Origin of the sequence: Gilliamella sp. B2923 (genome assembly GCF_026536565.1) — a bacterium.
In the GTDB taxonomy this organism is placed as follows: Bacteria; Pseudomonadota; Gammaproteobacteria; order Enterobacterales; family Orbaceae; genus Gilliamella.
The window spans coordinates 84,974-99,388 of sequence record NZ_JAFNNZ010000003.1 but is presented as its reverse complement, the minus strand read 5'-3'; the positions used below and the strand labels follow the sequence as shown (position 1 = coordinate 99,388).

Here is a 14,415-nt window from a genome sequence, read left to right as displayed (position 1 = left end):
TTAAAATTGTTAATGACCAATTATATTGTTTGTGATCTAGATCTGATTTTTAACCTAAACTGCTTACTAATTACTTAAAACAAGTTACAATGAGAGCTATTTATTTATAAAAACAATAAAGAGAAATAAATGCTAAAATATCAAGATGTTGCCGAAAAGATTAAACAAGAAATCTATCGGCAAAAATTGCCAAAAGACACTCAATTACCCAATATTGAAGGGTTAATTGCTCAATATCAAGTCAGTCGAACAACTATTATTAAGGCACTTAATCGATTAGAGCGGCATGGTGTTATCTATCAAATACAAGGTAGTGGCATCTTCGTACGACAACCTAAAAAGCAGGGGTTTCTTAATTTTCTAGAGAGTCATGGTTTTAGTGTTGATTTAAACGATCTACCTGGCACATCACAAGTTTTTAATGTCGATTTAATGCAGCCGAATGCTAAAGTAAAAGAGACCTTACAGTGTGATGATACTGAGCAAGTTTATTATATAAAACGTTTGCGTTATGTTGATGGCAAAGTGTATGGTTTTGAGCAATCATATTATCGCAAAAAGCTCGTACCCTACCTTAATAAAGAAATTGCCGAACACTCAATTTTTAGCTATGTTCAAGATATTTGTAAAATTAATATTGGTTTTTCTGATAAATATTTTAAGGCAATTAAGCTTAATGATGAAATCGCACAATACTTAGGTTTACAAGCTGGCGATCCTGCACTTTGCGTGGAAGAAATTTTTTATACTTCAGCGGGTGAGCCATTTGATTTTTCGAAAATTATTTATCACTACGATAATGCAAAATTTTATGTACAAAGTCATTCTAAGTAAGATAAAGTCGTAAGGGAAAATCGAGCGGATAAAAAATTTCTCCTTAATTAGTAGCGAACTATCTTAACTAACTATTACAAACAACTATCACAACCACTAATTAAGGAGATTAAATTACTAATTATTGTCAAGTAAAACATGTGGAACAAAGATATAAATCAATCTGGATCTAAACATAATATTACTCATTAACTTTCTGCTTAAGCATTTCAAAAGTACCGGTTATGATTAACTGCATTTTCTGCTCCGATTGAATCGAAATATCGACGCCTTTTTTTAGGTATCTATCCATACCAATACCCATACGTATAGAACCTCTATCCTCAAAGGAGTAATTATTGTTTAATTTTTCAACGATAGCTAAGTCTGTGATATCAATTCGGGTAGGCGCACCTAAAATATATTTTTTCGATAAAAATGAGGTTGCTTTATCTTCCAACTTCTGGAGTAATAATGGTTCAACATCTTCAATTGCTTTTTGCTTAGCTTTTGTTGAAACGTCGTAACGGGCATCATTGTTAACGATGATATCCAATTCTTGAGCTTTACCGATAATTTTACCTATTTCATCAATTTTATCTGTGCTAATCGCTAAACGGTGAGTGATCGTTTGATGTTTTTCTTTTAATCCGTCGGGGCTATAGGCGCTAACATCAGTAGCGGCAATTGAAGTAGTATCTAAGTTCAACTTATTTAATTTTTCAACAATGGCATAATAAATATCCCTCGCTTTTTTATCGGCTTCTTTTTCACTATTGGCTATTGCATTGATGATAAAATTATACGAATCAGAGTTTGGAGTTTGAGACTCGCCTACCAGTTCATAAATATTATGTTGACCTAATACTTCCTTTACTTTCATAAAACTATCATTATCTTCAATCGATATAAATATCGAATAGCGTGCTTTATATTGCCGCTCTATCCCTGCAACTTTTTTATATACTATTTCCTCTTTCTCTTGGTTGTCATACCCCACAGAAGTTAAACTTTTATCTGACAACCCTAATTTAATTAAATAATCTTTAAATTCTTTTATTTTCTTATCATTAATTTCCGATGCTTCGGTAAGTGTTAACCCTTCGCTATTGACTGTTACGCTAAAGTTTACAACATCCGGTTTCAATCTGATAATTTCTAAATGTTTGACATCAATTGTTCCGACTGGAACTAAACCATTTCCGTATTTAGATTTTTCAAGTTCAAGATAGGCATCAGTAACATTTAAGTTGTTAGAATTTGGAAAGGAATGGACTGCCGAAGCAGCCCCTAAGTTCAGGAACATCGCTAACAAAATCCCTGTTTTTTTTGTTTTTATTATATTTATCATTGTTTTCTTATTGCCTTATGTTTTTTTGTTGTATTACTGGTCAGTATCTTGTTTAAGATTTTAACAAGTATACGTTTTATTGTATGAAAGAGATTGTAATTCAAAAAAAATCAAATATGTCTTAAAAATGTATAAAGTTGTAAAAAGATGTAAAAACTTCGGAGTGATAAAATTGACAATAAATTGGGGGTTAAAACAATAAATTGACAAAAGCATCTTACGATGCTTTTGTTACTAATAATAGTTAAGTTACACGGGGTTGATTTTATTTGATTCCATACTCGGCACGGTAAGCTTCGACTTGTTTTACTTGACCTTGTCTTGTTGGATCTTTGTAGAGATATTGAATAAGATCATCTAGAGTGATAATGGAAATGACATCACAATGATAGGTTTGTTTAATTTCTTGAATGGCAGATAAATCACCTCGTCCCTTTTCCTGACGATCTAAACAAATCAGGACACCTGCTAGTTTCGATTGATTATCTTCTAAAATGCGCATTGATTCACGAATCGCTGTACCGGCCGTAATTACATCGTCAACAAGCATAACACGTTGCTTATAGATTGAACTACCAACCAAGTTACCGCCTTCGCCATGGTCTTTAGCTTCTTTGCGGTTGAAGCAATAAGGAACATCTACATTATGGTGTTCTGATAAAGCAACAACCGTTGATGAAACAATTGGTATGCCTTTATAGGCAGGACCAAAAATAACATCGTATTTTAAGTTGGCATCCATCAATGCCGCAGCATAAAAACGGCCTAATAACGCTAAATCTTTACCGGTATTGAATAATCCAGCATTAAAAAAATAGGGGCTTTTTCTACCTGATTTTAAGGTGAATTCGCCAAATTTTAATGCTTGCCGATCCAAAGCAAATTCAATAAATTCACTTTTATATGATTTCATCGATTATCTCCAATTAATCTTTTAAGGCCTGTTTTTGAGCTTTTATAATAGTTGCTATGCCATTTTTGGCTAAGTCTAATAATTTTAATAACTCATCATGGCTAAATGGCTCACCTTCTGCTGTTCCTTGAATCTCAATTATGCGGCCATCGTCTGTCATAACGACATTCATATCAGTTTGCGCATTAGAATCTTCAATATATTCCAAATCACATATCGCTTCACCTTCTACAATGCCGACAGAAACAGCAGCAACTAAAGATTTAATCGGGTTTTGTTTGATTTGACCATTGGCTAACATGGTGTTAATAGCATCATTGAGTGCTACACAGGCGCCGGTAATCGATGCAGTTCGAGTACCACCGTCAGCTTGGATAACGTCGCAATCTAAAGTGATTGTGTATTCACCCAGTACTTTAAGGTCGATCATCGCTCGCAATGAACGGGCAATAAGACGTTGAATTTCCATTGTTCGACCAGTTTGTTTACCTTTAGCCGCTTCACGTTGCGTTCTTGAATTAGTCGCTCGTGGTAACATACCATACTCGGCGGTTACCCAACCTTGATTTTGACCTTTTAAAAAGCGCGGTACAGTTTCATCAACTGTTGCATTACAAAGTACTTTTGTTTCACCAAACTCAACTAATACAGATCCTTCTGCATGCTTAGTATAATGACGGGTAATTTTGATAGGGCGGACTTGTTCCGCAGTTCGACCAGACGGGCGCATGCAATTCTCCAGCAGTTTAAAAAAATGTCTTGATTATTCATTTAGGAGGACACCAACCAGATAGCGTTGATGTTTAGCCTAAGCTAAGGGCACATTATACAGAATTTGTGATACAATGCCCAGCAACATTTTGCTAAAATTAGGACACAATCATGATTTCAAGTATGACCGCTTATGCAAGAAAAGAGTTAAACCAATCATGGGGAAATGCTTCTTGGGAACTGCGCTCGGTCAATCAACGCTATTTAGAGACTTATATTCGATTACCAGAACAGTTTCGTTCACTTGAACCGCTGATTCGTGAACGTTTACGAAACCGATTAACACGAGGTAAAGTCGAATGTAGTTTACGATTCGAGTTAGACCCAGCTACTCAACATCAACAATTATCCTTAAATAAAGAGCTAGCTGAGCAAATATTAAATGCCGCTGATTGGATTGCCGCACAGCATCAATCCGGCGAAGTCAATCCGATTGATGTTTTACGTTGGCCTGGCGTTCTCTCCGCTAAAGAGCAAAATTTAGATACAATCTCACAAGAAATTTTAGCGTTATTAGAAACGGCATTAGATGAGTTTATTGCTGTTCGGGAACGTGAAGGACAAGCGTTAAGTCAACTCATCACTCAACGATTAGAAGGGATAAGCGCCGAAGTCGAGAAAATTCGTCTTTTCATGCCTCAAATACTTCAATGGCAGAAAGAACGGTTAAAAAGTAGGTTAGAAGAAGTAAATATTGACCTTGATAGTTCTCGATTAGAACAAGAGATAGTCCTGTTAGCTCAGCGAATTGATGTTGCTGAAGAGCTAGACCGTCTAATGACACATGTTAAAGAAACCTATTCAATCTTGAAGAAAAACGAAGCTGTCGGGCGTCGATTGGATTTTATGATGCAAGAATTTAACCGTGAGACCAATACCATTGCCTCAAAATCAATTAATGCGCAAGTGACTGCTAGTGCAATTGAACTAAAAGTGTTGATAGAACAAATTAGAGAGCAAGTACAAAATATTGAGTAAGTTTAATTATTGCAGATACAAGTCATCAATTATCAAACTTATGTGATCTTCTCGCTTTTATGTTAACTTGGGCACAACAGGTATTGTATCTTGTTTGCCCAGTAGTTATTGCATAGAGTTATTGCATGTATCTATGTCTCTGTAGCTATTTTTCGTTAGTTTTCCCTGCCGATTTGACTCTTTTCTCCAATACCTTCATCCCTCAAAGTAAGAGCGTCTAGCGTGTTATTTGTCCTGACCTATCTAAATGTTATTTTGTAATTTCGTCAATCATCTTTAAATTGAGTTGAATTACCTTACCAATTCAGATCTTTACAATTTTTTATTTATTTATCTTTACTTTTAACTTAGCCTGTCTAGAATAACAGGCCTTTTTATAATCAATATCTATCATTGTCTAATGAAAATAATAATTAATTGACAATTTTAACGCTGACAGATGTTTACAAGTAGTCGTTTTTTGTATTTTGCTTCAACTTTTTAAATGTTTTAGAAATAAGTAAGGAATAGAATAATGAACCTTTCAAACAGTCAATACCAATTATCGAAAAAATTTCAATTAATTCCAACCATTTTGTTTACTGTAGTTGGTATTTTCATTGCCATTTTTCTGGGTGTTTTATATTCAATTATCTCAAGTTTTTCCCCGCTAATTCTGCTCGATATCGGCTTGGCTGTCGGGATGGCTTGGGTATTAACAACGATTACCAGTAATTTAACAAAGTTGGCAAAAGTAAGAAATGAGCTTGTCAGTTTTTTAATGGCGCTTATCATTTGTTTATTTGCTTACTATTCTGCGACGGTCACTTTTGAACTGTTGATCTTCGATATGGATTATGAATATTGGTTAGATTTTTTCCTTTCTCCTGTAACTGTATTTGACATTATTATCAGTGATATTATTCCTAATCGTGTCATAACTATTACTAAAGGTAGTTCAAAATCTGGTATAGAAATATCAGGTATCTTGCTTGGCATTGTCTATTTAGTTGAGTTGATTGTGTTTTTATGGCCAGCTGCGGTTGCACTAAATATGGATGATTGTTTTTGTGAGGACTGTCAAAAATGGTATTCTAAATTTAATTTTTATTCAGCAAGTGACGATTCGTTAGTGACTAATATTAATACTTGCCAGTCAGGCCATTATGCCGACGTATTGTCTCAGGTTGTTTTTTATAAAAATTTAAATGAATTAGTTCAGCAGTCCGAACCAACATCCGAAGAAATAACAGGATTGAATTACATTTACTGCCAATGTCCAAACTGTCATGAAAGAAACCTATTGAGTATTCTAAAAATCAAGCTGAAAAAAAATAAGAAAGAATATGAAGCGGTAACAGATTCTGACTCAATTCTAGTAAATAATAACTATATTGATGCAAAGACTGATGAAATTTTCCAAACTCAAAAACGAAATTTATATTAATTTGCAAAAATAGAACAACAGGGACATCGCTCCCTGTTGTTGTCTGCCTGATATGGTAAAGAAAACCGTATCTTTAGACGGTAAGATCGCAATGGCTTGTTGTCTGCCTGATATGGTAAAGAAAACCGTATCTTTAGACGGTAAGATCGCAATGGCTTGTTGTCTGCCTAATATGGTGAAGAAAACCGTATCTTTGGACGGTAAGATCGCAATGACTTGTTGTATGCTTGATATGGCGAAGAAAATCGTATCTTTAGACGGTAAGATCGCAATGGCTTGTTGTCTGCTTGATATGGCGAAGAAAACCGTATCTTTGGACGGTAAGATCGCAATGGCTTGTTGTATGCTTGATATAGTGAAGAAAACCGTATCTTTGGACGGTAAGATCGCAATGGCTTGTTGTATGCTTGATATAGCGAAGAAAACCGTATCTTTAGACGGTAAGATCGCAATGGCTTGTTGTATGCCTGATATGGCGAAGAAAACCGTATCTTTGGACGGTAAGATCGCAATGGCTTGTTGTATGCTTGATATGGCGAAGAAAACCGTATCTTTAGACGGTAAGATCGCAATGGCTTGTTGTATGCTTGATATGGCGAAGGAAACTGTATCTTTGGACGGTAAGATCGTAATGGCTTGTGATCTGCCTGATATGGTGAAGAAAACAAATTAAATTTTTAATATTTTTTTCAATCTTTTACTTTTGTAATAAAAGTAGAGGATATCTTGTTTTAATCTATCCACGGGGCGAACATGTCAATATTGTTAGCATAGAGATTAATTGCTATAGTCTTATAAAAAACGGCGCAAATCTGCGCCGTTTTCACTATCTCTGAATTTAATCAATGATTAGTCATTTAAACATTGTCGATTTTTAATTGATCTGAAATACCAAAACAGTACAAGATAAGCTGTTCCGGTTGAAAGCAGATCTGCGGTTGGTGATGCAGCCCAAACGCCATCAAAACCAAAAAATAGTGGCAAAATATATAAGGCAGGGAGCAAGATTAAAATTTGCCTTGAAAGGCTTAAAAGAATCGATATTTTTGCCATACCAATACATTGGAAAAAGCTAGTAGTTACCATTTGAAAGCCAACAAATGCAAAGGCTAAAGTAGTATAACGTAACGCAAGTGCTGATAGATCGACTAAATCTTTTTCGGAACTGAAGGCCCGGACTAAAATATCCGGGATAAAAAATCCTAATAGAAAACCGAATGTGGTTACTGCGGTTGCGACCTTAACTGCATAGATAAAAGTTTGCTTAACTCGAATATAATTTTTAGAGCCATAGTTGTAACCAATAATTGGTTGCATACCTTGATTAATGCCGATTACGATCATGATGATTAATGTAATAAGCCGGTTGGCATTTGAATAAGCGGCAATGGCATCATCGCCGGATTGATGTGCTGAAGATGCATAATGATTAAGTTGCCAGTTAATAAATACCACTACAATTGATGCGGCAACTTGCATAGCAAAAGGCGACATACCGATAGATAGTATGGCTTTTACATATTGGAAATTAAGCGTGAAATTGCGACGGTATAATTTTATATTACTGTTTTTACTTAAAAAATGCTGCATAACAAATATAAAGCTTATCAACATTGACAATGTTGTTGCCAGTGCTGCTCCTCGCATTCCCCAACCCAGTCCAATAATAAAAATCGGGGCTAAGATAATATTGGCTATTACACTCACAAACATGGTTACCATGGCTTTAAATGGATAGCCACTTGCTCGCATCATATTGTTGTAGTTGAAAGTCAGTGTGGTAAATATGCTGCCGGGTAAGAAGATCTCTAAAAATTCTTTTGCATAGGTATGATTGACTGGACTTGAGCCAACAAACCTTAAAACAGGATCAACAAAATAGAGCAACAGTGACAGCGTTATACCGCTCAACACTGCGGTAAGCATAAAAGAGGTACCGGCAACTTTCTCGGCATTATCGTTTTCACCACGACCTAAAAATATCGAAATCCGGCTTGCTGAACCAATACCTACTAGCATACCAATTCCTGCAGCTAAATTCATTACCGGTAAAATTAAGCCTGCTGCGCTGAGCGCTTCTCGACCAATCCAGTGACCAATAAAGATGCCGTCAATAATATTATAAAGCGTATTAACAATAGTACCGATGATTGCCGGTAACGCATATTGCCAAAAGAGTAAGCTGATTTTTTTATTCTTAAAATCTTGATAGATATCTTGAGAGTGAGCCATATTATTTTTTTCCCACTATTAGACGTTGTAAAGAAGTTTCAGAAATTGTATACGTTTGAGTATAAAATAGATACTAATGATGCGTTAGTCTAACAGAGTTACAAATTGTTGATAGAACTTTTATAGAGCTTTGTTAGAATATAGCATAATTTAATACTTCGATCCAAATAGGAATCCTTTCAATGAGTGTGCAAATAGAACAAGTTATTTTACATAAATTAATCAGAAAAAGTGATACTGAAATTGAATTACAATTACGTGATTCATTGCTGAGCAATCAGCAAGCGGTGGTCAATCTCATCGAAGATATCAATCGTATTTACAACAACAAAAGCAAAGCTTATGGTCTATTTAATAGCGAAAGTTTATTTGAACAATCTCTTAAAGAACTCCGCTTAGGGAATCAAGATTTTTTAAATTTTAGCCAAGAATCGACTAAGCAGTTACGTAATGAACTTGCCAAATACCCATTTGCTGAAGGCGGAACGGTGGTCTTTTGCCATTATCGTTATCTTGCTGTCGATTATTTAATTATTGCTGTGCTCAATAGTTGCTTTAGCATGTTGGTTAATGAACAATTAGATATTACTGAAACTCAATACTTAGATATTGATCATGCTGACATTATCGCTCGAATCGATATAACCGAATGGGAAACGGAAGCTGACTCTAAACGTTATTTAACCTTCTTAAAAGGGCGAGTTGGGCGTAAAGTATCTGACTTTTTTATGGATTATTTAGGTGCCAGCGAAGGGTTAGATGCCAAAGCACAAAATAAAACGCTGGTGAAAGCGGTTGATGATTATTGTCAGGAAATGCAATTTGATAAACAAGACAAAGTTCACGCACGTGAAAATGTTTACAATTATTGCCAAGCTCAGTTGCAAGCCGGTGAAGAAATTGAGCTTAAAAACCTCGCTAATGAATTACCAACTAATGGCGATAACAATTTTATGGAATTTGTTAAAAACAGTGATTACGATTTGGAAGAAACGTTTCCGGTTGATCGTAGTGCATTGCGACAACTTAAAAAATTTTCAGGAAGTGGTGGGGGATTAACATTAAGCTTTGATTCCGACCTATTGGGTGAACGTGTTAAATGGGATCCGCAAACCGACTCATTAGTCATAAAAGGTGTACCGCCTAATTTGCGTGATCAGTTGCAACGTAATAGTGGTTCAAACTAATTATAAGTTCCCTTTTTTTTAACACCATTATCAGGATTCACAAATATGAAATATGTCGGTGCGCATGTCAGCGCTTCTGGTGGGGTCGATAACGCCCCAATTAATGCTTATCAAATCGGCGCGACTGCATTTGCGCTATTTACCAAAAATCAACGTCAATGGCATGCCAAGCCGCTTGAAACCAGCATGATTGATAGCTTTAAAAAGCGCTGTGAAAAATATGGTTTCACCAGCAAACAAATATTGCCACATGATAGTTACCTTATTAATTTAGGTCATCCGGATAGTGAACAACTTGAAAAATCACGCACCGCCTTTTTAGATGAAATGCAGCGCTGTGAGCAACTCGGATTAACCTTGCTTAATTTTCATCCAGGTAGCCACTTAAAGCAGATATCAGTTGATGAATGCCTCAGCCGTATTGCTCAATCCATTAACATGACTTTAGATAAAACTAGCAATGTCGTTGCAGTGATAGAAAATACCGCAGGTCAAGGCTCTAATTTAGGTTATAAATTTGAACATTTGGCTCAAATTATTGATCAGGTAGAAGATAAAAGTCGCGTCGGTGTCTGTATCGATACCTGTCACGCCTTTGCGGCTGGTTATGATTTACGTACTGAAAAAGCTTGTCAAGAAACCTTCGCCGAATTTGAAAAAATTGTTGGTTTTAAATATTTACGAGGCATGCATTTAAACGATGCCAAAAGTGAACTTGCCAGCCATGTTGACCGCCATAATAGTTTAGGAAAAGGAAACATTGGTGAAACGGCTTTTAAATATATTATGCAAGATCCAAGAATTGATGAAATCCCGCTGATTCTCGAAACTATCGATCCGGATATTTGGGCGCAAGAAATTGCATGGTTAAAAGCACAGAGTAAAGAAAATTAAATTAAAAATACCATTGGAGAGAGCAACTATTCAAAGATTTACCTTTAGTGGTATTTTGCTTTGAATAGTTCGTATTTAGCTGTGAAGACTTCGATTTTATTTCCCTACAATGACGGAATAACACCAAAGGTGATAATCGCCATTAAATGGAACGTTCAAGACATTATCCAGTTAAAATTTAACCAAAGTACATTGGTATTTGAAAGAATTACAATAACAATAAAGGTAATAGGAAGGTACACAAAGTGTGCTAAAACAGTGAACCAGACAACCAGTAGTCTAACGTTGTCTTATAAAAAAGTGCATAGGAAATAAAATGAAAAAGCAGTTATATTTATTACTGATGAGTTTTATCGCATTGTTATTACTCAGCAATTGCAGCACCAACACCAAGTCGAATAAATCTGAAACTTCCGGATCGAATTTAAAGGTCATAAAAGATATCGATATATATTATGTGGAAAGCGTCGAATATATCGACCCTGATACGGTATTTTTTCACGTATCGTTATCGGAAACTTTACCGCCCTATGCTGACAAGGAAATACTGCCAGCCAATCTAACGCCAAGTGAATATACATTAACCGACAAAGAACGTAAATTGTTTATGAAAATGGCAGGGATTGCAGAAGATGCGTATTTCTGGATTTATGATTACACAAACAATCAACTATACTCCTATCCAATTTCATCTATGGAAGCAACGGCGATATTAGATTCTTATAGATCCGATCGTTCGCCTCCTTATGAAACGGAAGATTATCGAATTGGATTCGAATTACCGCAAGAATTATTGCCAAGATTTCGTTCAAATTATGATTTATTGGTTTCTATAACAAAAGATAATCCTTTTGCACAAGAACAACTTACACCACTTGACTGGCGGTTAATTCCAAATGCAAATTATCCCGATACAGGACCAGATAAATTATCTAATAGAAATTATGGAAATGTCCCAAAGTATGTAAAAAGTTACATGGCCAATGCGAATAATTTGACTTTTTATGTTCAGGATTATGTAGATGAACAAGAGCCAAAAAAAAGGGATATTTATAAAATTTTTGAAAGAGAACTTGTAGTTGTTGATAAATTAGGTAACACGCTTTTTAAAAGGCGCATGTACCAAGGTGAAAGTACGTCATTAGTTGGGTTAAACAATTACCATGATTATAAAAATGAAAAATTCCAATGGGCAGGACAATTATTCAAAGATTTACCACCAGTGGTATTTGGTTTTGAGTGGTTTTCATTTGGTTGTGAAGGTCTCGATTTTATTGTGCCTTACGAGGAAAGAATAGATTTTAAATGTGATAATCGCCATTAAATGGGACTTTCAAGACATTATCCAGTTAAAATTTAACCAAAGTACATTGGTATTTGAAAGAATTACAATAAAAATGTAATAGAAAGGCACACTAAGTTTGCTAAAAAAATTAAAATAACAAATGTAACTAACGATATTAAATCAGTTTTGATTAAACTGATTTAATATCCAATTCCCCTATCAGGGAAACAATTTCTGGCAAAATATCCAAAATTAATGCTAATTGTTGTATAACCAGCAGATCATTATTGATTTGATCATCATTGTTTGAAATAGACTCAATATAATTAGCCACCGATTGCTTAATCGGTTGGTATTCGGTGTCTAATTGCTTAACAGTGAGCATATTGATGATATAAACCGTCAGATCATCAAACAATTCCAAGGTTTGTTCGGAAACCTGTTTATCGCGATGTGCACCTAAAGTGGAAAGATAGCTGATCAGTGTATGGTTGAGTGTCAACAACCGAAATCCGCTATCGATTACCGCTGGATTCATATGTGGCTCTTTGGTCATCAAACTAATCAATGACGACAGATCGGCATTGCTATCATGCGCAGCACGGCGAGCCACACGATATTGTGGATCATTACTTTTACCTGTTAGATATTGGTGGCCGATTAAGGCTAAATAATGACTGTCATCATGGCAAACACGATCAACTAATTTCGATAAATTGCGAAATTTCCAGTCTGGCCAAATAAAACTGACCGCAAACCAAGCTATAAAACAACCAATTAGGGTTGCGATAATTCTTGAAACTGCAACCTCGATACTACTTTCACCAATTAAGCTAAAGCTAAAAAATACCAATAGAGTTATAAAAGCAGTTGCATAAGCATATTGCGAATTTTTAAAGAGAAAAAATAACCAACCGGTTAGAATTATTAATATCAGTTGCGCTTCAACAGTTGGAAATAAATAAGTTAACGGAATACCAACTATAATCCCTAAAATTGTTCCAAGTACCCGCAATTTCAATCGATATTTAGTGGTTGAATAGTTAGGTTGGCAGACAAAAAGGCTGGTTAAAATAATCCAATAACCGTGCGACAGATGCGAAAAAGCGATCACCATATAGCCAACAAAAAGTACCACACTCATTCGTATAGCATGCCTAAACAGCGCCGATTTAATGGTTAAGTTATGTTTAATTTTGGCAAAAAAATCATAAAAGCTGGTTAACTCTTCATCTACGAGTTGATTGTTTTCCTGCTCTTTGGAAAGGTGTTGTTCGGTATCGATATTGGCTAACAGTAGATCAATAGACTGTAAATTTTGTAGTAGATTTTGCAATGATTTAATTAGTAAGCTATGGCTATGATTATTAGCTTGATATTGATTAATTGCCTCCTCAAGGTATGCAAAATAGCGGGCAAATAATGGGTCGTGTTGATAAGTTTGATTTAATTTAATCGATAAGGCTAATTTTGCGCACGCTTTAGCTTGTAAATTCAAGATTCGAGCAAAACGAAATAAAATATCACTATGCTTAAATTGCTTACTCAATGCTTGATAATCACCATGAGAAGAGCTAGCTCTTTCATGAATATCTTGCGCAACGAAATAGTAACTAAGCATCTTTCTTATATAGGATTGACCACGATAGCTTTTTAACCGATTAAATAGTGAGCGTTTGGCTTGATTAAAAACCGCAATTAATTGATTATTACTTTCTGTTAATTCCAGCGTCTGTTTAGAAAATCTATCTGTTTCATCAGGGTCAAACATTGCGGCTTTGGCATCCAAATATTGTGCTAACTTGATAAAACAATCGGTCAATGTTTGCTGAGTGGTTCGGATTGGTTGAATAATCGATTCAATTAGTGCAACGACATTGTACCAAAGTGCTCCTAAGAGTAGAAAACAGGGTAAGGTATAATTATCATTAAATAAATTATGCCCCAGCATGGTATAAGCGGCGATGAGCAACGAGCCAAAGGCAATAACACCATATCTTTGCCCTAAAGAGCCAAGCATAATAAAGATAAAGGTAGAGCAAACTAATCCAATAATAAATAACAACGGAAAATCGAATAACAGTTCGACTGAAAAAGTGGCAATGGCAAAGCAAGCTAGGGTTAAAACAATATTGATACAGCGGCTTAATAGTCGGGTATCAATTTCTGATAATCCAGCAGCAACAACACCCAGCGTTAAAGGTATGACTAATGACACATAGCCTAAATACCATGGCACTAACGTTGAGCCTGTTAAGCTAATTAACATACGAATACTGAAAATGAGATTACTGCTGTAAAAAACTTTACGTAAAGTTAAGAGAATTGTTTGCACGATTGTATTTGTCAGTTGCAATGATTATGAGTAGCATACTATATTGTTCAAAGGAGTAAAAGGGTAAGGCCACTGAGCAAAATTAACTGATTAATTATTAACATCACTCAATTTAACCCTCTAAATTATTTTGAAAAAACAGTTGAAATGTCTGAATATTACTACTGGTTATTTGTTGTTTAAAACTATTTATCACAAAAATAGGCAAAGCCTTTTAGTTGGCTATATCG

Annotated in this window: 12 protein-coding genes; 7 read left to right on the top strand and 5 right to left on the bottom strand. The window is 35.3% G+C overall.

Annotation, left to right across the window (positions count from 1 at the left end):
• Positions 1-129: 129 nt before the first annotated feature.
• A complete protein-coding gene (locus J3U42_RS05065) occupies positions 130-834 on the top strand; it encodes a GntR family transcriptional regulator (protein WP_267335838.1) in 705 nt (234 codons plus the stop codon).
• 181 nt (positions 835-1,015) lie between these two features.
• Here J3U42_RS05065 and J3U42_RS05060 read toward each other — a convergent pair whose 3' ends face one another.
• The 3 genes from J3U42_RS05060 to rph form a co-directional block, all read right to left on the bottom strand.
• Complete coding sequence (locus J3U42_RS05060; protein WP_267335836.1) at positions 1,016-2,164, bottom strand: SIMPL domain-containing protein; 1,149 nt, start codon at positions 2,162-2,164, stop codon at positions 1,016-1,018.
• Positions 2,165-2,429: 265 nt separating this feature from the next.
• Positions 2,430-3,077 carry an orotate phosphoribosyltransferase gene (pyrE, locus tag J3U42_RS05055; protein WP_267329700.1) on the bottom strand — a complete coding sequence of 216 codons (648 nt, stop codon included), beginning with the start codon at positions 3,075-3,077 and terminating at the stop codon, positions 2,430-2,432.
• A gap of 13 nt (positions 3,078-3,090) precedes the next feature.
• On the bottom strand, positions 3,091-3,807 hold the full coding sequence (gene rph / locus J3U42_RS05050) for a ribonuclease PH (protein WP_220219348.1): 717 nt from the start codon (positions 3,805-3,807) through the stop codon (positions 3,091-3,093).
• Positions 3,808-3,959: 152 nt separating this feature from the next.
• Here rph and J3U42_RS05045 point away from each other — a divergent pair, with 152 nt between their 5' ends.
• The 3 genes from J3U42_RS05045 to J3U42_RS05035 all read left to right on the top strand — a co-directional run bounded on the left by J3U42_RS05045 (position 3,960) and on the right by J3U42_RS05035 (position 6,925).
• Complete coding sequence (locus J3U42_RS05045) at positions 3,960-4,826, top strand: YicC/YloC family endoribonuclease (protein WP_267335834.1); 867 nt, start codon at positions 3,960-3,962, stop codon at positions 4,824-4,826.
• A gap of 514 nt (positions 4,827-5,340) precedes the next feature.
• Positions 5,341-6,252 (top strand): hypothetical protein, encoded by a 912-nt coding sequence (locus J3U42_RS05040; protein WP_267335832.1) that lies wholly within the window; start codon positions 5,341-5,343, stop codon positions 6,250-6,252.
• A gap of 52 nt (positions 6,253-6,304) precedes the next feature.
• Positions 6,305-6,925, top strand: coding sequence for a hypothetical protein (locus tag J3U42_RS05035; protein WP_267335830.1), 621 nt, complete (start codon positions 6,305-6,307; stop codon positions 6,923-6,925).
• A 176-nt stretch (positions 6,926-7,101) separates the two neighbouring features.
• Here J3U42_RS05035 and J3U42_RS05030 read toward each other — a convergent pair whose 3' ends face one another.
• Positions 7,102-8,484, bottom strand: coding sequence for an MATE family efflux transporter (locus J3U42_RS05030; protein WP_267329703.1), 1,383 nt, complete (start codon positions 8,482-8,484; stop codon positions 7,102-7,104).
• A gap of 182 nt (positions 8,485-8,666) precedes the next feature.
• Here J3U42_RS05030 and yejK point away from each other — a divergent pair, with 182 nt between their 5' ends.
• The 3 genes from yejK to J3U42_RS05015 all read left to right on the top strand — a co-directional run bounded on the left by yejK (position 8,667) and on the right by J3U42_RS05015 (position 11,889).
• Positions 8,667-9,671, top strand: a complete 1,005-nt coding sequence (yejK, locus tag J3U42_RS05025; RefSeq protein WP_220219353.1) for a nucleoid-associated protein YejK — start codon at positions 8,667-8,669, stop codon at positions 9,669-9,671.
• A 45-nt stretch (positions 9,672-9,716) separates the two neighbouring features.
• A complete protein-coding gene (gene nfo, locus J3U42_RS05020) occupies positions 9,717-10,565 on the top strand; it encodes a deoxyribonuclease IV (protein WP_220219354.1) in 849 nt (282 codons plus the stop codon).
• 316 nt (positions 10,566-10,881) lie between these two features.
• The gene (locus J3U42_RS05015; RefSeq protein WP_267335828.1) at positions 10,882-11,889 is read left to right on the top strand and encodes a hypothetical protein; all 1,008 of its coding nucleotides are present in this window, start codon (positions 10,882-10,884) and stop codon (positions 11,887-11,889) included.
• Positions 11,890-12,040: 151 nt separating this feature from the next.
• On the opposite strand, the gene yccS is transcribed toward J3U42_RS05015, so the two are convergent.
• Entirely contained in the window at positions 12,041-14,185 is a 2,145-nt protein-coding gene (yccS, locus tag J3U42_RS05010; RefSeq protein WP_267335826.1) for a YccS family putative transporter, read from the bottom strand.
• Positions 14,186-14,415: the final 230 nt, after the last annotated feature.